The organism is Krasilnikovia cinnamomea, assembly GCF_004217545.1.
In the GTDB taxonomy this organism is placed as follows: domain Bacteria; phylum Actinomycetota; class Actinomycetes; order Mycobacteriales; family Micromonosporaceae; genus Actinoplanes; species Actinoplanes cinnamomeus.
In genome coordinates this window covers 3,713,157-3,735,660 of the sequence record NZ_SHKY01000001.1, presented here as the reverse complement: position 1 = coordinate 3,735,660, position 22,504 = coordinate 3,713,157, and the positions used below count along the sequence as shown (strand labels likewise).

Sequence of the window (22,504 nt, the reverse complement as noted above, 5' to 3'; positions counted from 1 at the left end):
GTCCCCACCACCCAGCCGATCTCCCCAGCGAATCTAACCACCGTCGACCATTGAGCCACGCATTGGCACCCACCGGCGTACCCGTTTGAGGTTCGGGGCACACCGGTGACAGAGTGCATGCCGTGACCACCGCCGCCCGCGCCGTCTCCACCGGGCCACCGGCACTCGGGCCCGCTGAGCTGTTGCACCGGTTCCGCGGCCGGACCGCCCCGCGTCGCGGCACCCACGGCGTCGTTTCCGGCGGCTCCCCTCCCGCCGGGGCGGTCTTCGGCCAGTCCGTGTCCGGTGGGGCCCTTCCAGACGGGGCCCTTGCCGGTGGGGTCCTTTCCGGCGGGGCTCTTTCTGGTGAGCCAGGCGGGACCGACGGGCCGATCACCCACGTCGAGCGGGTGGCCGCCCGGGAGGGCCGCCCCGCGCCGTGGCCGGGCTGGACCCCGGCAGCGCTGCGCGACGCGCTGGCCGCGCGGGGCATCACCGCCCCGTGGGAGCATCAGGCCGCGGCGGCCGAGCTGGCCCACGGCGGCAACCACGTCGTGCTGGCCACCGGTACGGCCTCCGGCAAGAGCTTGGCGTACCAGTTGCCCGCGCTGAGCTCCCTGCTGGCCGACCAGCGCGCCACCGTGCTGTACCTGTCGCCCACCAAGGCCCTGGCAGCCGACCAGTTCCGCGCGATCACCCGGCTCGGACTCGACGGCATCCGCCCCGCCACGTTCGACGGCGACACCGCCCGCGAGGAGCGGGAGTGGGTCCGGCAGCACTCGCGGTTCGTGCTGACGAACCCGGACATGCTGCACCACTCCCTGCTGCCGGGCCACGCACGCTGGGGCGTCTTCCTGCGCCGGCTCACCTACGTGGTGATCGACGAATGTCACACCTACCGGGGCGTGTTCGGCTCCCACGTGGCACACGTGCTGCGCCGCCTGCGACGCGCCGCCACCCGGTACGGCGGCCGGCCGACGTTCGTGCTGGCGTCCGCCACGTCGGGGGATCCAGCGGACACCGCGTCGCGGCTCACCGGGCTGCCGGTGGTGGCGGTGACCGAGGACGCGTCCCCGCGTGGCGCGGTGACCTTCGCCCTGTGGGAGCCCCCGCTGCTGCCGCCCGATCCGGGACCGGAACCGATCCGGCCACGGACGGCACCCGACCCCCTCGTCGGGCAGGACGACGCGCAGTCCGGCGGGACCGGCCGCCGCAGCGGGACCGGCGCCGATCCTGCCCCGGCCGCAGCAGACGGCCAGCCCGCAGCAGACGGCCAGGCCGCGAGCGCCGGGATCGTCGAGGCCACCGGGTACGGGGCCGACGACCGCGTTGAAGCAGACGGGGACAGGGCCGACGACCGGGTCGAGGGTGACGGAGACGCGGGGTACGCCGTGGAGCTGCCGCCGGTGCGTCGTTCCGCGCTGCGCGAGACCGCCGACCTGCTCACCGAGGCGGTCGTCGCGGGCACCCGTACGCTGGCGTTCGTGCGCTCCCGGCGGGGCGCCGAGGTCGTGGCGAGCATGGCGCGGCGAGCCCTCGACGAGGCCGTGCCGGGGCTGGGCGACCGGGTGGCCGCGTACCGCGGGGGTTACCTGCGGGAGGACCGGCGCGCCATCGAGCGGGCACTGCTCACCGGCGAACTGCTCGCGCTGGCCTCCACCAACGCGTTGGAGCTCGGGGTTGACCTGGTCGGCCTGGACGCGGTGCTGATCTGTGGCTACCCGGGCACCCGGGCGTCGCTGTGGCAGCAGGCGGGGCGGGCCGGGCGCAGCGGCGGGGAGGCCCTCGCGGTGCTGGTGGCCCGCGACGATCCACTGGACACCTACCTCGTGCACCATCCGGAGGCGCTGTTCGGCCGCCCCGTCGAGGCGACCGTGCTGGACCCCACCAACCCGTACGTGCTGGGCCCGCAGCTGTGTTGTGCCGCGTCCGAGGCGCCGCTCACGCCGGATGACCTGGAGTTGTTCGGTGCTCTCCCGGCACGGGAGGCGGTCGCGGCGCTCACCGAGGCGGGCGCGCTGCGGCGCCGCCCGTCCGGCTGGTACTGGACCCATCGCGGCCGTCCCGAGGTCGACTTGCGCGGCACCGGGGGCGCCCCGGTGTCGGTCGTCGAGTCGGCGACCGGACGCCTGCTCGGCACGGTGGACCCGGGCTCGGCGCATGTGCAGTTGCACACCGGGGCGGTGTACCTGCACCAGGGCGTGTCGTACCTGGTGGACCGGTTGGACCTGGATGACGCCGTGGCGCTGGTGCACGCCGCGGAACCGGACTTCTCCACGCATGCCCGCGATGTCACCAACCTGTCGGTGGCCGAGGTTCGGGAGTACGTCGACGCGGGGCCGGTCGGCTTGTTTCTCGGCGAGGTGGACGTGACCAGCCAGGTGGTGTCGTACCAGCGGCGGCGCCTCGGCACCGGCGAGGTGATCGACACCAGGCCACTGGACCTGCCCGTACGCGAGCTGCGGACCGTGGCCGTCTGGTTCACGATCTCGCCGCAGGCGCTGGACGCGGCGGGAGTGTCGGCGGCCGACGTACCGGGGGCGCTGCATGCGGCCGAGCATGCGGCGATCGGCCTGCTGCCCCTGATGGCGACGTGTGACCGCTGGGACATCGGCGGCCTGTCGACCGCCAACCACGCCGACACCGAGGCGCCGACGGTGTTCGTCTACGACGGACATCCGGGCGGGGCGGGCTTCGCCGAGCGGGCGTACGCCACGGCTGCCGCCTGGTTGCGCGCCACCCGCGCGGCGATCGCGTCGTGCGGGTGCGAGAGCGGGTGCCCGTCCTGCGTGCAGTCGCCGAAGTGCGGCAACGGCAACAGTCCGCTGGCCAAGGGAGCCGCGGTCGCCGTGCTGGACGCGGTCCTGGACGCCCTGCCCGATTCACCCGTGGAGAGCCTCACCCGGCGCCCGGCTTCCGCGCCGGCCAGCGCCTGACCGGCCGGTGGCGGTGCCCACACCGGCCCGGCCCGGGCCGCCGCCCAGGCTCGCCGGGTCAGCCCGGGCAAGGGGGTCACGCTCACCTCGGCGCGTACGACGATCTCCCATCCTTCGACGACGCACGAACTGAGCCGCGCCCCGTTCGCGGTCACGAAGCGCGCTGCCTCGGCACAGGCCACCGCCGGGCCTTCGGCGGTCCGCGCGGCCCCGGCGAGCGCGCCGAGGTCGGCGGCGGTCCGCGCCTGGTGGCGTCCGACCCGCGCCGCCCCGACCGCCGCCCCGGCGACCCCGGCGGCGACCAGCGTCAGCCCGATCGCCAGCACCAGCAGCGACGCCGCACCTCGGTCCCCGTGGTGCGGGACACGTCTTCGCCGACCCCTTCGCCGCAGGCATCGCCAAGTGGGTGGCGCGTGCCGCGACGCCGGACGCCGAAACTCCGGTACCGCGTCGGCGGCACCGCGGTGGACGGCGCTGGCCGGGGCGGTGCCTGATCGTGTCACGGGATCTCCGCCGGACCGCCGGGTTCACGCGCGGCGACCGCGCTTGCCCGCACCGTGAGGCCCGGCAGGCCGCCGCCCAGTAGGCGAACCCGCGCGACCACCGTCACGGTGACGGTGTCCTGGTCCAGGCGGGCGTCCACGATGGACCCGCCAGGTGCGACGCGAGCCGCGGCCTCCTCGCCGGGCTCGCCACGGGCGGCGGCGATGGCGCCCTCACGGACCGCGTCCACGCACTGGGCCCGGGTCGTCACCGCGTCGACCGCGGTGAGTCCCGCGAGTAGAAGCAGCATGAGCGCCGGCAGCCCGGCCGCGAGTTCGGCGGTGAAGGAGCCCCGGTCGCGGCCGGGCCACCGGCGCGCGGTCACTTCAGCGCCCGGTCGATCACCGCGGTCAGTGCCGCGTGTACGTTGCCGCTCGTCAGCACCTTGAGCAGGATGCCGGCGAACGCGACCGCGGCCAACGTCCCGACCGCGTACTCCGCCGTGTTCATCCCCGCGTCACCGCGGAGCCGGGCGATCAGTTTGCGCATGGTATCTCCTCCTTTCTTGGGTGTTCCCCTGTTTCACAGCACGTCGCCGAGGACGGCGACGACCACCGGCACGAGGCCGGCGAGCACGAAGGCCGGCAGGAAGCACAGCCCGAGCGGAAGGACGATGAGTACGCCCGCTCGCCGGGCCGCTGATTCGGCCGCGATCGCGCGGTCGGCGCGCAGGTCGTCGGCGAGCCGCACGAGCGCACCGGCGAGCGCGCCACCGCTGGCGCTGGAACGGATCGCCGCGGCGACCAGGCGCTGCGCGCCGTCCACGTCGGACAGGTGCGCCCAGGCCTCGGGTGGGTCGGCGCCGAGCCGCAGGGATCGTGCCGTACACGCCAGCCGCTGGCCGAGCGGGCCGTCGAGCGCATCCGCCACCGCACCGGCGGCCCGGTCGACGGGCGCACCGGCGCGCAACGCCGCCGCCAGCAGATCCGCGCACAGCGGCAAATCCGCCGTGGCACGCAGCCGGGCGGCGCGCACCGCCGCGGGCTGCCTGCGGCGCAGGAACCGATCCACCGCGATCCCAACGACACCGCCGATGGGCACACCCCACCACTGGCCGATCACGCCGGCGACCGCCAGCGCGGACGCTGCGGCGAGCAGGAGCCGCGGGTCGCGGGCGCGCCGGGGCGCGGCGGTATGGCGTAGCCGGGCCAGGCGGTGTCCGCTGACCCGGCGCCGACGCAGCATCGACACCGCGACTACCGCCCCAGCGGCGACCAGCAGGACCGTCACCCGGCCGCCCTCCTCGGCCCGCCGGAACGGGTCATCGCGTGGACCCTGCCGTCAGGCGGTCGGCCCAGAGCAGGCCGGCACATTGCAGCGCCGCGGCGCCGAGCGCACAGCCCATCCCGAGCGGGGTGTGTAGCAGCACGCGCAGGGGGTCGGTGCCGATCGCGTAGCCGAGTGCGATGCCGCCCAGGGGTAGGGCCGCCAGCAGCAGGGCGGTGGCCTGGGCGCCCGCGGACTGCGCGGCTGCCGAGGCGCGGGCCCGGACCCCGGCGCGGGCGTCGGCTTCGAGTCGTTCGACGAGGTCGGCGGCGGGGGCTCCGGTGCGCTCCGCGAGGCGCCACACCGCGTCGGTCAGCTCGGCGATGCGTCGCAGCCCTGGATCGGCGGGCAACGGCACACGTCGCTGCTCCGGATCGGCGGGTAACAGGGCACGTCGCTGCTCGGGATCGGCGGGTAACAGGGCAGCCGGACCACGGCCGCGCGGCTCGGCGGATGCGATAGCCGGTGATCCACCGGATGCCGGCAGGGGTGGCGGCATTCCGGCCCGCAGATCGGCGGCCAGCGCGCAGAGGTCGTCCAGTGCGCGGGCGTGGGCGGCGGCCGATCGCCGCCGGGCCACTCCGCGAGTCAGCGCCCGGCACCCGAGGCCCGCGTAGACCGCTGCGATCAGCCCGGCGACCAGCCCGGCCAGCAACCAGGCCGCGAGGGCCACCGCCCCGGCCGAGACGGCGACAGCACGGACCGGACGAACGGCAAGGGCTGTCACCCACGCCTGAGCGGCGGAACTCAGGGTCACCAGGAAGGGAACGGAACGGTGCCCGCCGTCGGCCGTCTCACGACGATTTCGGGTCCAGCGCGCTGGGTGGCCGGTCGCCCCCATGGACGGGTTGAGCCGGTGTCGGGTCGCACGCATGCTGGGCCACACCACGACCAGCGCACCGGCGACGAGGCAGGTGGCCAGCAGCAACCGGTTGAGGGTCATACCCGGCCCCGGCCGGACGGTGGTGCTCCGACGCCTGAACGCACCGGCGCCGGATCTGCCAGTACCGACGGGGCGGGCGTACCTCGCTCGGCCAGCAGCCGGGCGAGCACCGCTGCTCCCGACCCGGTGCCGTGCACGCGCCGCCACGCCGGTACGACGGTCGCCAGGTGGCGCTCGCCCGCCGGTCGCAGGACGCTGACCGATTCCAGCACGCGGCCGGAACCGGTGCGCCGGACGTGCAGGATCACCTGGAGCGCGGCCAGCACCTGGGCGTGCAGGGCGGCCCGGGACAGGCCGCCGAGCATGCCGAGGGCTTCGAGGCGCGCGGGCACATCGGCGGGGGTGTTGGCGTGCAGCGTGCCCGCCCCGCCGTCGTGCCCGGTGTTGAGTGCGCCGAGCAGATCCACCACCTCGGCACCCCGGCACTCGCCGACCACGAGGCGGTCGGGTCGCATGCGCAGCGCCTGGCGGACCAGATCGGTCAGGTCGACCGCTCCGGCACCCTCGACGTTGGAGGTGCGCGCCTGCAATCCGACGACGTGCGGGTGGACCGGGCGCAGTTCGGCCGCGTCCTCGACGAGCACGATGCGCTCGGTGGGCGGGACCAGCCCCAACAGGGTGCCGAGCAGGGTCGTCTTGCCGCTGCCCGTGCCGCCCACCACCAGATACGCGAGCCGGGCGGCCACCACGGCGCCCAGCAACGGCGCCACCACGGCCGGTACGGTGCCGTGCTCCACCAGTTCGGCAAGGGTGTACGGGCGGTGCCGGAAGGTACGTAGCGACAGGTACGGCCCGCCCGTGGCGACCGGCGGCAGGACGGCGTGCAGCCGTGTCCCGTCGGGCAGGCGGGCGTCGGCGTACGGCTGGCCGTCGTCGAGCCGCCGCCCGCAGGCGGCCGCGAGCCGCTGGGCGAGGCGGCGCACGTCATCCGGCCCGCCGACGTCCACGCGCACCCGGCGCAGACCCTGTCCGCGGTCCACCCACACCTCCCGGCCGTTGACGAGGACGTCGGTGACCTGGTCGTCGGCGAGCAGCGGGGCGAGCGGTCCGGCGCCGACCAGGTGGTCGCGTACCTGGTCGGCGAGGCGCAGAAGGGTCGTGTCGCCGAGGACCGCCGCCACGGGTTCGCCGCGTACCGCGGTGACGACCGCGGCGGGCGTCGCTTCGACTCCGGCGGCGGCGAACCTCCGGCGGACCTGTGCGGTGAGGGCGGGCCCGAGCGGCGCGCTCATGCCGCGGCCGTGGTGTGGGTGCCCGCCACGAGGTCGTCGATCAGCCGCCGGCACAGGTCGGCCAGGGGGCCGCGCCCGTCGGCGGCCGGTGCCTCGCCGCGTTCGAGGGCCTGGCAGAGGCGGGGCTCCGGGCGCAGCGTCCCGGCCAGGGGCAGACCCAGTGCGCTCGCCACCTCCCGGGCCTTGAGCCGCCCCGGCGCGGGGCCGCGGACCACCACCTCGAGGTGGTCGCAGTGCACGGCGGCCGCGGCGGCGACGCGGGCCGCGGCGGCGGTGGCCCGCAGCTCGGCGGGGACCACGATGAGGGCCCGGTCCGCGGCCTGCAGGGCCAGGGCCGCCGCGTCGTCCAGGTGCCGGGGCAGATCCGCCACGATCGCGTCCCGTCCCCGGCGGGCGGCGTCCAGAGTCGCCGCCATGGCCTCGCCGGGTACGGCGGGCGGTTCGTCGCGGGCGAACGAGAGCAGTACCAGGTCGCCGCGGTGCGGCAGGGCACGCAGAAGGGCGGGCGGGTCGACGCGGCCGCCCGTACCGGTCAGGGCGGGCCAGCGCAGGCCGTCGACCTGTTCCCAGCCCAGGACCAGGTCGATCCCGCCGCCGAGCGGGTCGGCGTCGACCAGCAGCGTGCGCAGGCCGGCGCTGACCGCGGTGACCGCGAGACCCCCGGCGAGGACGCTGGCACCGGCGCCGCCCCGGCCGCCGATGACGGCCAGCACCCGCCCGGGACTCGTGTCGTGGCGCTCGGCGAAGCGGTCGACGAGCCATGGTTCGGCCGTTGGCAGCACCGCCACGTGTTCGGCACCGAGTAGTTCGGCGACCTCCCACACGGGCTCGGCGACCTGGACGCGGCCGACGATGACGACCCGGGGGCGGCGGGGCAGGCGAGCGCGCAGACAGGACGCGGCCTGGTCGGCGCCGATGACCACGAGAGGTGCGGCGTTGTAGCGGGGGCGGGCGGCGGGCGGGTCGGCTGCCACCTCGACCTCGGTGCCTCCGGCCGCGGCCAGCCGTAACAGGTCGTCGAGGAGGTCCGGGTCGCCGGTGATCACGAGGGGCAGGCGGGATCCGGAGCGGACGGAGGTAGGGGCACGCATCACGGCCTCCAACGGCGGCGGGTGGTGGGTGCCCACACGCTCCCGGTCCGGCGGGGTGCGGCTCAACCGGTGGATGGCGGTCCTGTGGACGACGTCCGACTCTGTGGAGAACCCCTGCGTGCCCGTACGGATCTGCTATGGGGGCGGGGCCGGTCCGCCGAGGGCGGGCCACCCACCAGGACAGCTTCCGCATCGGCCGAACGGTTGATTTCCGCATCCCGGTAGCGCCCGTCGTCGATGTGACAGAGAGTGCGGCGGGCTTGTCCCCAAGCCCAACGGATGCGCAGGTCAGATGGCTTCACGACGTGAAGGAAGCGGGCCGGATCGCATCACGGAAAGCCATGGGACAACCGCGGAAAAGCCCCCGTTGAGTCCTCGTTGATCGGGCGGTGAGTGGGTCGCGGCACTCTTTGCGCGCCTTGCCGTGGGGGCGGGCATGGAAGGACTAGCCATGGAACGCATCACGACTTATATCCACGCTGACGACCCGATATCGCGGGCGGGGGTCGCCAGCCAGCTGAGGCCGCGTCCCGAGGTCCGGGTGCTCGACTCGGGCGACGTCGAGGACGCGACGGTGTCGCTCGTCGTCGCGGACCGGGTCGGCGAACCGGCGCTGCGGGCCATCCGTACCCTGCGGCAGCGCGGGACCAGCGTGGTCCTCGTCGTGGTTGAGCTGGACGACGCGGCGCTCGTCTCCGCGATCGAGGCCGGCGTGGCGGCGCTGGTGCGCCGCGCCGAGGCCACCCCCGACCGGCTGGTGTCAGTCATCCGGTCCGCAGCGGCCGGGGAGGCGGCCGTGCCGCCGGATCTGCTGAGCCGCCTGCTCAACCAGGTCGGGCAGCTCCAGCGGCAGGTGCTGGCGCCGCGCGGGTTGTCGTTCGCGGTGCTGGCGGACCGCGAGGTGGAGGTGCTGCGCCTGGTCGCGGACGGCCTCGACACCGCCGAGATCGCCCACCGGCTGTCGTACTCGCAGCGCACGATCAAGACCGTGCTGCACGACGTCACCACCCGGCTCCAGCTGCGCAACCGCTCGCATGCCGTGGCCTACGCGCTGCGCGAGGGCCTGATCTGACGCAACGCCGCAGGGCCTGACCTCAAGCAACGTCGCAGGGCCGGTCTGAAGCAACCTCGCAGGGCCCGGTCTGAAGCGACGTCGCAGGGGCCCGGTCTGCCGGATCTACAACAACAACGCGTCGCCCGGGGGTGTCCGGCACCCCCGGGCGACGCGTCACTCAGGCCGTCCTGCCGACCACGGTCACCGCGGCCGTGCAGGGCCGCTTCTCGGGTGCCGGGTTGGAGCACTTGATCGCCACGGTGACCTGCTGCCCCTTGGCATACCGCACCGGCGTCACGTACGCCTGCGGTAGGTCACGGAAGTTGTCCAGGCCGGAGGCGTAGATGATGTCGTCGCCCCGCCGGATCTCCAGGAACCCACTGTCCGAGGCCGGGTTCTGCAGCTGCAGGTCCGTAACGTCCAGCGGCTTGTTCTTCGGCTGGTCCGGGGAGACGAACGGCGAGAACTTGTTGCTCGGCTTCGCGTTGGTCTGAATCCGGAACGAGATGGGTGCCAGCAGCGGGTTGCCGGGTGACCCCGGCTCCGCCTTCTTCGGCGGCTTGGCCAGGGTCGAGGCCGACGGCGACGGCGTCACGTCCGAGGCCGTCCCGGACGAGGAACCGTTGCCGGTGTCCGAGGCCGAGACAGCGGCGGCCTTCGACGCCTCGGTGGCCGCAGCCTCGGTGGCCGCCGACTTCACCGCTGGCTTGACCAGGACGAACCACAGCCCGGCCAGCACCACGGCCAGCGCCAGCGCGGCGATCGCGGTCGCCGCCGCCCAGCGCGGCACGATGGGGTCCTGCTCGAACGTGCCCTCGACGGTGCTGGCCGGTCCCCGCTCGGGCTGCACCACCACCTGGAACGGCTTGACCTGCTGCTGGCCGGTCCAGAACTTGCTGCGCGGCACGGCGGTGAGCTTGGCCTGGGTCACCACCCCGGGCGAGGCCACCACGGCCGGGCGGGGCACGTCGAACGTCAGGGCGTCGTCCGGGTCCACGGCGCCGATCTGGGTACCGACCGCGACGTTGCCCAGGTTCGACACGTCGACCTTGTGCTTGCCCTTGCGGCTGCCCCGGGAGATCTGCGGTACGAGCCGGACCCGCAGCTCCGTGAACGGCGCGATCTCGACGACCCCCTCGGCGGTCGCCGACCCTCGCGGGTCCTCCAGCGACGTGGCCCGTACGCCGTAGCGCACCGGGCCCGCGCCGGGTTGGGAGGCGCGTGGCGGACGCAGATACACCCGCACCTCACCGACGTCACCGGGGTAGAGGTTGACCGTGGGCGGCTCGACCACCGACCACGCCGCCGCCGGTCCCACCACGTCCACGGTGACCTGGTCGATGACGGTGCCGGTGTTGCGCACGGTCACCGCGCACACCGCTTCCTCGCCCGGAACCACCTCGAGCGACTCGGCGCTCAATGACACTGACACTCCCATGGCGCTGAAGTGTGCGGCGGCCGCGGAGTCCACGGGACGCTCGCGGGGGTACCCGGCCGGGCGCACCGGGCGGCCCCAAAGGGCAGCCCGCGCTGCCCCGCTGGACGCCCCGCAGCACTGCGGTGCCCACATCGGATCTCCGTAGCGTCGAGTCACCCAGACTGCGAGGAGACGCCGTGCCCAGGCAGCGCACTCAGGTTCACCGGATGATGCTGGCCGGCGGGCTGGCGGCCGCCCTCGGCACGACAGCGGTGGTGGTGGGCCTGACGTTCGCGAACGACTCGGCCGCGGCCGAGACCGGTTCGGGTACGCAGCGCGTCTCGGTGGGCACATCGGGCGTGCAGGCCGCATTCGACAGCAGCGAGCCCGCGATCTCGGCGGACGGCCGGTACGTGGCGTTCACGACCGACGAGCCGTTCGACCCGGTGGACAAGCTCAGCACCTCGCAGAACAGCTCGGGCACCGTCCCGGAGCCGGGCCCGGACGCCGACGTGTACGTCCGCGACTCCCAGGTCGGCACGACCACGCTGATCTCCCACGGCCTGCGGCACGACAGCGACGACGAGCTCGGCGACAGCGTCGTGCCCGCCGACGGGAACAGCTACCAGCCGTCCATCTCGGACGACGGCCGCTTCGTGGCGTTCCGCACGAACGCGCGGAACATCGCTCCCGACGCCGGGCGGACGCACGCGATCGTCGTGTGCGACCGTGACCCGGACGGCGACGGCAAGTTCAGCTCGGCCTGCCGGTTCACCGTGGTCAGCGGCGACGACTTCGATCCGAGCAACCCGCACCTGTCCGGCGACGGCCGGCGGATCTCGTACGATGTGCCGCCGCATTCGCCGCCCGTGCCGGACACCCCGGTCCTGCTCCTGAAGGCCCACTCGACGCCGCTCACGGCCGCCAAGGCGCCCGCCGCGAAAGCAGCGGCCAAGAAGGCCAAAGCAGCGGCCAGAAAGGCCCGGAAGGCACCGGCCCCCGAAACACCGGACCCGCGGAGCGGCTGGGTCGAGGTGGTGGAGCTGCGCCGCGGTGACGACGGCCGGCTGCTCACCCCGCAGGACGACGACCGCGCGTACGTCACGTCCCCGGACCGTCTGGACGGCGACGACTCGTGGCGGCGGCTGCGGTGGCAGGGCGAGTCCACGATGAGCGCCCTCGGTACGCACGTCGCGTTCGTTGCCAGGTACTCGGACTTCGAGTCGCCCTCCGTGTACGTCGTGCAGAACTACGACGTCAACACCATGAAGCTGACCCGCCTCGACCTGGACGCCGACGGCAAGCCGATCGCCAAGGGCGGGCGCCGGTTCCGCTCGCCCGCACTGTCCGGCGACGGACGCCGCTACGCGTTCACCGACCGGCAGGACCTCGGACCCACCACTGTGCGGCTGTATGACCGGGACCCGGACGGCGACGGCACGTTCGGCCCGCCGTCGGTGGAGATCGCCTCCCGGAAAGCGGACGGCAGCGAGGCTGAGGGCACGCAGCCGGCGTTCTCGGCGGACGGTCGCTACCTGGCCTTCACCACCCCGACGCCGGGCATGCACAACGGCACGGACGCCGGGGGCCGCGACGGCGCCTGCCTCGGCAGCGGCGTGAACCTGTCGTTCTGCGACATCGTGGTCCGCGACCTGGTCCTCGACGCGGCCCGCGCGAAGGCCGGCGAGCCCCGGCTGCCCGCCGAGCTCGCCTCACCGTCGACCGGCTGCGCCACCAAACCCCAACCCTGCGAGGGTACGGGCGACAGCGGCCTGCTGACCCCCACGGGCGACGGGTCGCAGCGGCTCGACGGTGAGGAGTGGGTGGCCCTGTTCGGCGAGGACGGCTCGCCCGTGCTCAACGCCGACGGCTCCGTGGTGGCGTACGGTTCGGAGGCCGCCGACCTGGTCGGCGACGACAAGAACAAGCACCTCGACGTGTTCCGCCGCCGGTTCGCGCCCGCGCTGGCCGCCGACCCGCAGGACTTCGGGCAGGTGCCGCTCGGCTCGCAGGTGCTGCGCGACGTCCCGCTGACCCACGTGGGCGCTGGCCCGCTGCGGGTGCGTGAGGTCGCCGTGGACGGCGCCGACTTCGACGTCTTCCCGGGCGAGACCTGCACTGCGCAGGTGCTGCACGCGTCCGAGAAATGTGTCGTGTCGATCCGGTTCCGGCCCGGTGCGGCCGGGCCGCGCAGCGCGGTGCTGCGGGTCGGTTTCGACGGCAGCGACACCCCGCTGACCGTGTCGCTGACCGGCGCCGGGCTGGCGCCGTCCACGCCGCCGGACCCGGACCCGGACCCGGAACCGGAACCGGAACCGGAACCCGGTGTGTTCGCGGCGGCACCGGACCGCCTGGACTTCGGGGACCGCCCGGTGCTGCGCACCAGCCCGGCCAAGTCGGTGACCGTACGCAACACCGGCGCGGGCCCGCTGCGGCTGGGCGCGGTGGGGCTGAGCGCCTCGCTGCACGGGGTCGACTACCGCGTCACCGCGGACACCTGCGCGAACCGCAGCATCCCGGCCGCCGGCAGCTGCCGGGTGGACGTGACGCACCGGCCCACCGCGGTCGGGTCTCGCCCCGCCGTGCTGACGATCGCCTACGAGGGAGCCACCGGCACCACCCTCACCTTCCCGGTCAGCCTGACCGGCGCGGGCCTGGCGCCCACGCTGACGTCCAGCCCGACGGTCACCCCGGCGGGCCGGGTCATCCAGGTCCGCGGCACCGGCTTCCCGCCCAACAGCGTCTCGAAGCTCCACCTCACCGGCATGCCCGGCAGCACGACCGCCAAGGCACGCGGTGACGGAACGTTCTCCGTGCCGTTCGTCGTGTTCCCGAACACCTGGACCGGCAAGCACCCGCTGACCGCCGATGTGCTCCCGGCCTCCGCGCCGGGGCTCACTGCCCCGCTGAAGGCAACGCTCGAGTTCGTCATCGTGCCCGGCAGCCCCCTACCCCCGGACTTCGACATCCGGAGATGAAAGGACACGACGGAGAGGACGGCAATGACGCAGCACATCAGCGAAGACGGGGTGCCGCTGCGAGGTGACGGCACACCGTTCCCCAGCGACCCCAGCCAGTGGACGCCGGAGGAACGCGAATACCTCGAAACCTACTACTTCACCGCGGAGCCGCAGACCGGCATCGAGGAGGAGCAGGTCGCGATGGTCGACGTACCCGAGATGGACGGCAACTCCGACGGGAGCGCATACGCATGACCGACGTGGCCAACGTAGCCAGCGCCGCCTGGCACGTCATCGAGTCCGGCAAGCCATCGGCGAGCCTGGCCAGCAACACCTGCAACGCGGTGCCGGCCGGGGTCGCCGACCCGATCAGCTCGCTCACCGGCGCCCAGGGGCCGAACCGGCTCACCTGGCGCCTGCAGATGGAGAACGCGTTCGGGGTCGAGGTCGTCGACATCGCGTTCGATCTGCGCTGGGAGTACGGCGCCCGCCACCACGGCGGCGGCGCCTTCATCCCGAACTGCTATCTGTACGTGCCGCGCTGCAGCGTGCTGTGGGGCTTCGACGTCGACGTCCAGATCCACGTGCACAACCCCAGCAACGCGGGCACCGAGACGGCACCCATCGCCCGGCTGCCGCTGACCGTCAGCGGCTCGGTGAGCAGCCTCGTCAACTCGCACAGCCTCCAGTGGGACTTCCAGCTCTTCGGTGACGGCAACTATCACACCAGCTGAGCCACGGACCCAACGACTCGGCCCCCGTCCTTTGCAGGGCGGGGGCCGAGTCGTGTCCGGCGGGGCGCTCACTCCTCGGTGAACAGCTCCACCTCGCTGATGGTGACCTGCTTGCTCTCGGCGTTCGTGTACGTGTCCTGCACGTAGATCTCCACCGAGCTCACCTTGCCGTGGCTGTCCAGCTCGAACTCCTGCGGGTCGGTGTGGTCGACCATCTTCAGGTCCTGGCCCTTCCCGCTGGGATACACCAGGTGCAGGGTCCGGGGCCGCTGGCTGGCCCGGATGTCCCCGACGATGCCGCCCCGGATCAGTGCCTTGTGCAGTTCCACCGGCTGCTGGAAGGTCAGGGTCAGCCGCCGGGCCCCGGAGACCGGCGTGGACCAGTACGTGTTCCAGTGTCCGTCGACCGCGGCGTCCGCCGGATGCTTCTTGTTCACCGGCGTCGACGTGGCCTTCACCGCCCGCACGGGCACGGGCGCGCCGAGGATGAGCTTCTCGGCCCGCTGGCGCAGCGCCAGCACCTCGGCGTTGGTGCGCTCCCGCAGGGCGGGCACGAAAGCGTACGCGATGCCGAACAGCAGCAACACAACCGCGATGGTCTGGCGGATCGCCGGGAAGACGGACCTCTTGTGCTGGCGGCGTTCGCCGGTCTGGGCGACTCCGGTCTCCGGCTCGACGGTGCGGGCCTCGCGCGGCTTGCGCTTCGGCAGGATGCGCTTCCACCACGGGGCGCGGACGACCTCGGCGTCGTTCAGGTCGTTGCCGCACCGGCTGCAGAACCGGCGGGTCGGGAGGTTGGCCTCGCCGCACTCGCCGCACACCAGGTCGCCCGGCTGCAGTTGGCGGCTCGGTGCGCTGCGCGGCACGGACCGGCGGGCGCGGCCGCGTTCCTGGGGCGCCACCACATCCGGATCGGTCCCATGGGTACGGACCGGCATCGTGCTGACGCCGGGGCCGGGCAGCGGGTCCGGCGTGCTGGCCGGCACGTCGCCACCGCTGGGCAGGGGTGCGACGAGGGCACCCGCGCCGGGCGGAGGCGGCAGCGTGGGCCTCCCGCCGGGGGGCGGCGGGGGCGGCACGGCGCGCCCACCGGGCGGAGGTGGCAGCGTGGCCCCACCGCGCGGCGGTGGCGCACCGGCCCCACCGGGTGGAGGCGGAGCACCGGCCCCACCAGGCGGCGGGGGCACGGCGGCTCCACCGGGCGGAGGCGGCAAAGTCGGCTTCGGCGCGCCGCCGGGTGGCGGCGGGAGGCCGGGCTTTCCCGCGCCGGGCGGCGGCGGGAGGCCCGGCGTCGCCGCGCCCGGCGGCGGCGGAGGCGTGGGCCGCCCGCCCGGCGGCGGCGGAGGCGTGGGCCGCCCGCCCGGTGGCGGTGGAGGCGGCACCGGCCGGCCACCCGGCGGAGGCGGCAGACCGGGCTTCCCGCCCGGCGGGGGCGGTGGCGGCACCGCGGGCTTCCCACCGGGTGGCGGCGGGGGCGGCACCGGCCGGCCGCCCGGCGGGGGCGGTACGGCCGGCTTGGCGCCCGGCGGCTTCAGCCCCGGCCCGCTGCCCGGCGGCTTCAGCCCCGGCCCGCCGCCCAGCGAACCACCGGGTCCCCCGGCCGCACCCGGCATTCCGGGCCGGGTGGGTCGGGCGATCGGGTCGCGGTTCCCGACGTCGGCGTACAGCATGGACTGCACCCGGGACAGCAGGCCCCGCTTGGCGGGCTCCGGCTCGGCCTCGGGCTCGGGTCTGGGTGCGGGCTTCGGCGGCTCGACCCGCTCCCCGGTCCACTCCAGGAACGCGCCGCAGGAGCCGCAGAACGAGTCGGACCCGGCGTTGCGGTACCCGCAGTTCTTGCAGACGATCATCGGATGGTCACCTCCACGACGTGCTGAACGTGTGCGGGCTTGGCGGCCACGACGGCCGCCTCGACGGCCGCGTGCAGGGCGTCCGGCGACCAGCCCAGCTCGGCCGGGACGCGGACGTGGACCCGTACCCATGGGTGTGGGTCGCCGGGTGCGGCCGTGCCGGGGGTGTCCGACCAGGTGACGCCGCCGCTGTCGGTGATCTCGACGTCCCCGCCGGTCAGCAGTTCCAGGGCGGCGCGCAGCCCGGCGACCGTGCCGCGCAGCCGGTGCAGTTCGGCGGCCCGCGCGACCGTGGCCCGGTGCAGGGGCAGCGGCGCGTTGTCGTTGACCGTCACCCCGACCCAGCCGGCCAGCCAGGCGAGGAAGTCCTCCGGGGCCAGCAGCGGATCGACGTAGGCGTCGAGGTTGTCGAGCGTGGAGATCACCGGCGCGAGCACGTCGTCGAGCCCGCCGGTGAACCGGACGACGAACGGGTCCTCCTCCTGGTAGACCGCCGGCAGCAGGGTGTGCAGCGGGTACGGGGTGCCCAGCCCCGGCACGGTCCCCCTCACCGCGCCGTCACCCGGACCTGGTGCTCGTACGAGAAGACCAGGCTGTTGGCGGGCAGCTCGACCTTGCCCGCGGGCTGGCCGCGCTCCCCGGTGACCGGGTTGGCGCTGAACAGCCGCACGTCGTCGACCAGTTCGACCCCGTCGACGCGTTGCAGCACCCCGAACACCTCGCCCGCGTGGACGGCCCGGCCGAACGGCCATCCGGTGCCGTCCGGTCCGCCGGTCAGCGGGTTGAGGAACCGGTACAGCGCCTCGGCGGCCGCGGCCTGCACCTTCTCCGCCCGGGCGCGGGGTTTCGAGACCAGCTGCGCCACGACCGTGATGCCCCGGTACATCGGGGGTTCCACGACGACGCGGGTGCCGATGAGGCGTACCGCGTCGAGGCGCTCGGCGACCCGGCGCAGCGTGTCGTCGGAGGGCACCAGGTCGCCGAGGCGCAGGCGGCCGTTGTCGTCGGCGACGGTCGGCACGACCAGCACCTTCACCGAGCCCGGCTCCACGCCGTCGGCGCCCGCGGCCAGGCAGCGTACCCGCGCCACCTCGGGCGCGGCCTCGCAGCTGATGGTCTCGAAGTCCTCCACGGTCACGGCCCGGCTGCGTGAGCGCAGCAGAATGGGCCCGCGCGCCTTGGCCTGCTCGATGCTCTCCCCGTCGGCGCCGTGCTGAGCGCGGCGCAGGTTCTCCACCCCGGCGACGAACGGGATGGACGACTTGAGGGTGCGGATGGCGCCGGGGCCGACGTTGCCGCGGGCGCCGCCGCCGACGCAGTACCGGCGCATCCGGATCGCCGCCCCGGCCTCCGGGATCGCGCCGTACTGGCGGATGCCTCCGTCCTCGGTGCGCAGCGCCGGCCCGAACGCGACCGTGCCGGTCGCGCCGTCGAGCAGGAAGTGCCGGTCGTCCGGGCCGCTGTCGGCGAAGGTGTCCACCCGGGTCCAGGCCTGCCAGCCGTCGTCCGAGCTGACCTCCAGCTCCGCGTCCACCCCGGCCCGCAACACCGGGGTACGGGACACCGTGAAGCGCTGCCCGGCCACGCCTTCGGCCGTACCCAGACTCTCGTGCTGGATAAGGTCGGCGTGCAGGGCGGTCATGGTGCCGCCGATGGTGGCGGCGGTGAGGCCGTCCACGACCGGGGTCATCGTGTACGCGGGCTGGTCGGCCTCGCACTCGGTGACGCGGGCCCGCAGCCAGCCGCCGCGCAGACCGCCCACGACGGTCGGCTGGTGGTCGACGGGCAGGTGCAGGGTGATCGCGCCGGAGCGGTTGAGCCCGCCGGTCGCGTCGTCGCCGACCTGGCACGGCACCCATTCCCGCCCGTCGTACGCCTCCCAGGCCAGCGGCGGTTGCAGCGGGTCGACGCCCACGCCGTCGAGGTGGCCGCGGAAGTCGAGGCGGATCGCGCAGCGCGGCGCCGCGTCGGACAGCCCGAGGTACACGGCGTCGCCGGGCGCCGGGCGCTCGCCGAAGACGCCGAACGGCTGGCTCTGGGTCAGCGCCTCGGTGCAGTCGATGAACGCCTCCGCGCCCGCCCCGAGGGTCAGCACGTGAGTCAGCGCGACCGGGACGATGGGCAGGTCCTCGACCGTCGCGAAGGTGATGGACTCGCTGGTCTCGGTGCGCGGCGTGCCCGCCTGGGTGCCCGCGGCGATGGTCAGCGGGGCGGTGGCCGGGGCGGACAGCCAGAACGTCACCGGCGCCTCGGCGGGCACGGGCGGCACGAGTTGCAGCCCGATGAGGTCGAGGAACTTCAGGTACAGCCGGTCGGGCACCCGGTTGAGCCGGAACAGCAGCTGATCGGTCATGAACGCGAACGTCTCGATCAGCGTGACGCCCGGGTCGGAGACGTTGTGGTCCGTCCACTCCGGACAGCGCTGCATCACCATGCGTTTGGCGTCGTTGACCAGGTCCTGGAACCGGCGGTCGTCGAGGTCTGGGGTGGGCAGCGCCATCAGTAGTCGCTCTCGGGGTCGTCGGGGATCGTGTAGAACGGGAAGACCAGGTTCCGGTGGTCGTTGGTGTCCTTCGGTCGGTACGTGATCTCGATGTACAGCACGGACGGGTCGTCCTCGGAGGGCTTGACCTCCACGTTCACCACGTCGACCCGCGGCTCCCAGCGCAGCAGCGCCCGGCGCACCTCGGCGGTCAGCTCCGCGACGGTGTCGAGGGTGCCGGCGCGGAACACGAAGTCGCGCAGGCGGCAGCCGAAGTCGGGCCGCATCGGCCGCTCCCCCGGGTACGTGGACAGGATGAGCCGCATCGCCTGCACCAGCTCGGTGTCGCCGCGTACCAGCGCGATCCCGCCGGTCGCCGCGACCCCGGTGGGGAACGCCCACCCGGTCCCGATGAAGTCCGTGTTCATGCTGCGCCCTCCTTTGGCATGCCCTCCCGGCCCTCGCCGCGCTCGGTGCAGTCGGTCATGCCGGTCACCCGCCCAACTTGATCTGCTGGGCACTGACCTCGACCTGGGCGCCCGAGATCTTGACCGACTGCTGCGCCTTGAGTTCCAGCGCGTTGCCGCCGTCGATGGTGATCGACCCGCCCGCACCGGCCTTGATCGAGATGGTCCCCTGCGGGCCGCAGGTGATCTCCATGGCGCCGGTGGGCGAGGTCGGCTCGCACGTGATCTTCAGGGTGCCGGCCTTCTGGTCGACCGCGATGCCCATCTTGCGGTCCCCGGTCTCCAGCGCGAACTCGGACGCGATCGCCGGCCCGGCCGCGGGCGGCGGGGGCAGTTCGTCGTGGAAGACGAGCCGGTTGCCCGCACCGCTGACGAAGCCCCGGCGGACCACCTGCCCGGCCATCCCACTGACCTTCACCGCGTCGCCGCCGAGGTCGTACTCCGTGTTCGCGTTGCGCAGTCCACCCAGGACGTACGGGCGGCGCGGGTCGCCGAACTCGAAGCCGATCAGGACCTCGTCGCCCACCTCCGGGGGGAACAGCGCCCCGGTCTTCTTGCCCGCCCCGAACTGCGCCACCCGAGCCCAGTCCGACTCGTACGAGGGGGACAGCCACGGCAACGCCACCTTGACCCGGCCGCGGGTATCCGGGTCGTTGTTGTTCGTGACGATCCCGCACACCAGTCCCGGGATGCGGGTGGTCTCCCCCTGCGTGGCGCCCAGCGAGGCGAGCCCCAGCAGGGAACGCTCGTGACGGCCGCTGACGAAGAACCGGGTACGGTAACCGCCCTCGGACTCGTCGAACACGTGCCGGGCGTTGGTGATCGTCCAGGTGCCCGCGAACGCCTCCGGCACCCCCTCGATCTCCACCCGCGCGCCCGCCTGCAGCTCGGGATTGCCGACCGCGTACCCCTCGGCCTCGGCGAACGAGCTGCCCACGTGCTCGGCCAGGCCGTTGGCGAGTTCCTCGGCGGCCCGGTCCACGTTCGAGCCGGTCGCCACGGGACGGTCGACCACCGCGAACGCGGACGCGCTGGGTGCCACCCCGAGGCTCGGCAGGCCGGGAATCGCGGGAATCGGCACGCCCAGCGGATTGGCCAGGCCGAACGATCCGGCGAGCTGGTCCGGGGACTGGGACAGACTCGCCGTACTGGAGCGGACCTGCGTGGTCTTGGACACTGCCTCGGCCTGGTCCGGGTCCCAGAAGCGCACCTCGACGTCGGTGGTCAGGTTGGCCGCGGTGACCCGGGGCAGGAAGGTCAGCAGGTCGGTCTTGAAGGCGAGCCGTGGCCCGCCCAGCCCGACCATGCTGGCGGCCGCGTCGAGCAGGGAACCGGCCGACGGCATGCCGGGGGGACGGCGGAAGAAGAACTTCCCGTCCACCACCCCGGTCTCGAAGCCGACCTCGCGGGCCCGCTGCTTGATGAAGTCCCAGTCGGTCTGCGCCACCTGGGCGAGGTGGGTGTGGGTGGTGGCGGTGGAGTCGATCGTGCCGATCGAGACGCGCGCGTCCTGGACGACCCGGCGCACCGCCTCGGAGTCGGTCGAGTTCAAGAACGTCCGGGTACGCCGCGCGCGCTGCAGCCGGTGCGCCTGCTCGTATCCGCGCACCACGGTGTGGATGTGCATGTCGGCGCACACCGCCTCGATCGCGGTGACCTCGCCCGCGATGAGCTTGGTGGTGGACGTGCTGGTGGCCGCGCCGCCGGACACCTCGACCTTGGTGCCGATCGCGAGTCCGGCCAGCTCCAGCAGGTCACCGGCCTCGTCGAGGAAGGTCAGCTCGAACATGTCCGGCAGGTGCAGGTGGGTGTCCACCACGACGCGGAGCAGCTGACGCTCCGCGGCCGGGGACAACGGCATCCCGAGCGTGCCCACCTTCACGCCGGCCCGGACCACCGCCGCGCCGTCGGCGAGCGGGTTCACGTCAGCTCCTGCGGGTTGGGCAGGTACACGCGGTCACCGGGCCGGACCCGCAGCGGGTCGTCGATGCCGTTCGCCTCGGCGAGCTGCCGCCAGCGGCCGGGGCTGCCGTACTGGTCCGTGGCGATGCGGGCCAGGGAGTCCCCGGCGGTGACGGTGTGCGCCTTGCGGCCCGGCAGACCGGCCGAGGTGGGGTTCGTCGCGAGCAGGCTGAGCAGGCTGGGCTGCTGCTGCAGGCGGATGTCCACCTCGGCGCGCACGGGCGTGCCGTCCGGCCCGAACCGGGTGTACCGGGCGGTGACTCCGCTGATGTTGGCTTCGATCAGGAACGCGGGACCCCACTGGAAGATCACCTTGGGCGGCCGGGTGACCAGGTTGACGCCGGTGGCGGCGGACAGGGCCGCTCCGACCAGGGCGCCGAGCATGCCGCCGCCCGGGCTCATCCAGTTCATCAGCTGGTCGCAGCGGTCCTTGGTGTCCGGCCCGAAGAAGTGCACCTTGTTGAGTACGAGCTGCGGCGGGCTGGACTTCTTGAAAATGCTCGGAGACGAGCCCGCCGGGGTGCCGCTGTTGGAACTGCCCGTGCCGTACGACCCCATCGACGAGTGCCGGATCATGACGATCTGCTCCGGATTGAGGTCGAACGAGACCGAACCCGGAGGCATCTCACAGATGATCGTCGCCTTCGCCATCACAGGAACCCTTCGTGCACCAGCTCAAGCGTCTCGACGGCGACCCGGCTGCCGGTGGCGTCCAGGTCCGGGCCCACCCATCGGGCCGGGTACACGTTGCGCAGGGTCCACGACGCCACCACGAGCGGTCCGGGTCCGCTCTTCGGCGGGCCACCCGCGTCGAACAGCTCGATCTTCGCCGAACGGTGCCCGAAGTCGCGCGGGGAAGCGGCGTTGTACCAGCCGTTCACCACCCCGGTGAGCCACTGCTGCACCATCGCGGACTCCTGCAGCGACATGGCGCGGCGCAGCGTGATCGTCCGGTACTCCACGCGCTCCGGCAGGATCACGCTGTACTCGTAGTTGCCGCCCTCGGCCACCGCCTTGTTCTTGAAGTCGACGGAAAGGCCGGCGCAGCTGGCCCAGCTGCCCAGGTTGATGCCGTCGACGCTGACCCGGAAGCGCATCGACATGCCCAGGCGGGCATTGTCCGACAGCTGTTGCATCAGAACGTCTTCTCGTCCTTGAGGAAGCCCATGTGGTGCAGCTCCAGGGTCTCGGTGGCCACCCGGCTCGCGCCCGCTTCGAAGCCGCTGATGGACCAGCGCAGCGGCATGACGTGCTTGAGGTCCCAGGACGTGATCTCCGCACCGGTGGAGTCGCGCAGGGTGACCACGCCGGTCTGCGGCTCCCACGTGAACGACGTGGAGTCGAGCCAGTTGCGGACCTGCTGGCTCTCCGCGGACGCGGCCCGGGTCAGCTTCACCACGGAGTAGTGCGTGTTGGCGGGGAAGTACCACCGCTGGTTGCCGGCGTCCCCGGCCCGGTACTCGGCCAGGTCCCACTTGACGTCCAGGCCGTCCACCTGCGACCAGCTGCCGAGGTCGTACCCCCCGTTGTCGATCTTCACCGTGAACCGGTTGGCCATGCCGAGCATGGTGGTGTCGCTGAGCGCCAT

20 protein-coding genes and 1 pseudogene are annotated in these 22,504 nt (G+C 73.6%); 5 read left to right on the top strand and 16 right to left on the bottom strand.

Annotated features, from left to right (window positions below; genetic code table 11):
• Positions 1–371 precede the first annotated feature (371 nt).
• Positions 372–2,915 (top strand): DEAD/DEAH box helicase, encoded by a 2,544-nt coding sequence (locus tag EV385_RS33955; protein WP_242625303.1) that lies wholly within the window; start codon positions 372–374, stop codon positions 2,913–2,915.
• 83 nt (positions 2,916–2,998) lie between these two features.
• Here EV385_RS33955 and EV385_RS35705 read toward each other — a convergent pair.
• The 7 genes and pseudogenes from EV385_RS35705 to ssd all read right to left on the bottom strand — a co-directional run.
• Positions 2,999–3,418, bottom strand: a pseudogene (locus EV385_RS35705) (Rv3654c family TadE-like protein); the annotation flags it as partial.
• A complete protein-coding gene (locus tag EV385_RS16865) occupies positions 3,415–3,783 on the bottom strand; it encodes a TadE family type IV pilus minor pilin (RefSeq protein ID WP_130510327.1) in 369 nt (122 codons plus the stop codon). The pseudogene EV385_RS35705 and the gene EV385_RS16865, both read right to left, overlap by 4 nt.
• Complete coding sequence (locus EV385_RS16860; RefSeq protein ID WP_130510326.1) at positions 3,780–3,947, bottom strand: DUF4244 domain-containing protein; 168 nt, start codon at positions 3,945–3,947, stop codon at positions 3,780–3,782. The genes EV385_RS16865 and EV385_RS16860 overlap by 4 nt, the downstream gene beginning before the upstream one ends.
• 33 nt (positions 3,948–3,980) lie before the next feature.
• Positions 3,981–4,688 carry a type II secretion system F family protein gene (locus tag EV385_RS16855; protein ID WP_242624919.1) on the bottom strand — a complete coding sequence of 236 codons (708 nt, stop codon included), beginning with the start codon at positions 4,686–4,688 and terminating at the stop codon, positions 3,981–3,983.
• A gap of 31 nt (positions 4,689–4,719) precedes the next feature.
• Positions 4,720–5,667 carry a hypothetical protein gene (locus EV385_RS16850; protein WP_130510325.1) on the bottom strand — a complete coding sequence of 316 codons (948 nt, stop codon included), beginning with the start codon at positions 5,665–5,667 and terminating at the stop codon, positions 4,720–4,722.
• Complete coding sequence (locus tag EV385_RS16845) at positions 5,664–6,899, bottom strand: TadA family conjugal transfer-associated ATPase (protein ID WP_130510324.1); 1,236 nt, start codon at positions 6,897–6,899, stop codon at positions 5,664–5,666. Before EV385_RS16845 ends, EV385_RS16850 begins: the two co-directional genes overlap by 4 nt.
• Positions 6,896–7,942, bottom strand: a complete 1,047-nt coding sequence (gene ssd, locus EV385_RS16840; protein ID WP_207230106.1) for a septum site-determining protein Ssd — start codon at positions 7,940–7,942, stop codon at positions 6,896–6,898. Before ssd ends, EV385_RS16845 begins: the two co-directional genes overlap by 4 nt.
• Before the next feature lie 499 nt (positions 7,943–8,441).
• Between ssd and EV385_RS16835 the strand changes: the two genes are divergently transcribed.
• Positions 8,442–9,062, top strand: a complete 621-nt coding sequence (locus EV385_RS16835; protein ID WP_130510322.1) for a response regulator transcription factor — start codon at positions 8,442–8,444, stop codon at positions 9,060–9,062.
• 160 nt (positions 9,063–9,222) lie between these two features.
• Here EV385_RS16835 and EV385_RS16830 read toward each other — a convergent pair whose 3' ends face one another.
• Positions 9,223–10,482: a COG1470 family protein gene (locus EV385_RS16830; RefSeq protein WP_130510321.1), complete on the bottom strand. Its 1,260-nt coding sequence runs from the start codon at positions 10,480–10,482 to the stop codon at positions 9,223–9,225.
• A 176-nt stretch (positions 10,483–10,658) separates the two neighbouring features.
• Here EV385_RS16830 and EV385_RS16825 point away from each other — a divergent pair, with 176 nt between their 5' ends.
• From EV385_RS16825 to EV385_RS16815, 3 genes are read left to right on the top strand one after another with little or no spacing between them, the layout of a single operon-like run.
• Positions 10,659–13,439 carry a choice-of-anchor D domain-containing protein gene (locus tag EV385_RS16825; RefSeq protein ID WP_130510320.1) on the top strand — a complete coding sequence of 927 codons (2,781 nt, stop codon included), beginning with the start codon at positions 10,659–10,661 and terminating at the stop codon, positions 13,437–13,439.
• Positions 13,440–13,463: 24 nt separating this feature from the next.
• A complete protein-coding gene (locus EV385_RS16820; RefSeq protein WP_130510319.1) occupies positions 13,464–13,676 on the top strand; it encodes a hypothetical protein in 213 nt (70 codons plus the stop codon).
• A complete protein-coding gene (locus EV385_RS16815) occupies positions 13,673–14,155 on the top strand; it encodes a hypothetical protein (protein ID WP_130510318.1) in 483 nt (160 codons plus the stop codon). The genes EV385_RS16820 and EV385_RS16815 overlap by 4 nt, the downstream gene beginning before the upstream one ends.
• Before the next feature lie 68 nt (positions 14,156–14,223).
• On the opposite strand, the gene EV385_RS35700 is transcribed toward EV385_RS16815, so the two are convergent.
• From EV385_RS35700 to EV385_RS16770, 8 genes are all read right to left on the bottom strand, one after another.
• Entirely contained in the window at positions 14,224–16,005 is a 1,782-nt protein-coding gene (locus EV385_RS35700; RefSeq protein ID WP_165449515.1) for a zinc ribbon domain-containing protein, read from the bottom strand.
• Positions 16,002–16,556, bottom strand: a complete 555-nt coding sequence (locus EV385_RS16800; protein ID WP_130510316.1) for a phage tail protein — start codon at positions 16,554–16,556, stop codon at positions 16,002–16,004. Before EV385_RS16800 ends, EV385_RS35700 begins: the two co-directional genes overlap by 4 nt.
• Positions 16,553–18,505 carry a putative baseplate assembly protein gene (locus EV385_RS16795; RefSeq protein WP_130510315.1) on the bottom strand — a complete coding sequence of 651 codons (1,953 nt, stop codon included), beginning with the start codon at positions 18,503–18,505 and terminating at the stop codon, positions 16,553–16,555. The genes EV385_RS16800 and EV385_RS16795 overlap by 4 nt, the downstream gene beginning before the upstream one ends.
• Entirely contained in the window at positions 18,505–18,915 is a 411-nt protein-coding gene (locus EV385_RS16790; protein ID WP_130510314.1) for a GPW/gp25 family protein, read from the bottom strand. The genes EV385_RS16795 and EV385_RS16790 overlap by 1 nt, the downstream gene beginning before the upstream one ends.
• Positions 18,916–18,979: 64 nt before the next feature.
• A complete protein-coding gene (locus tag EV385_RS16785; protein WP_130510313.1) occupies positions 18,980–20,878 on the bottom strand; it encodes a phage baseplate assembly protein V in 1,899 nt (632 codons plus the stop codon).
• Positions 20,875–21,567 (bottom strand): LysM peptidoglycan-binding domain-containing protein, encoded by a 693-nt coding sequence (locus EV385_RS16780; protein WP_130510312.1) that lies wholly within the window; start codon positions 21,565–21,567, stop codon positions 20,875–20,877. Before EV385_RS16780 ends, EV385_RS16785 begins: the two co-directional genes overlap by 4 nt.
• Positions 21,567–22,052, bottom strand: coding sequence for a phage tail protein (locus tag EV385_RS16775; RefSeq protein ID WP_130510311.1), 486 nt, complete (start codon positions 22,050–22,052; stop codon positions 21,567–21,569). Before EV385_RS16775 ends, EV385_RS16780 begins: the two co-directional genes overlap by 1 nt.
• Positions 22,052–22,504 carry a phage tail protein gene (locus EV385_RS16770; RefSeq protein ID WP_130510310.1) on the bottom strand — a complete coding sequence of 151 codons (453 nt, stop codon included), beginning with the start codon at positions 22,502–22,504 and terminating at the stop codon, positions 22,052–22,054. Before EV385_RS16770 ends, EV385_RS16775 begins: the two co-directional genes overlap by 1 nt.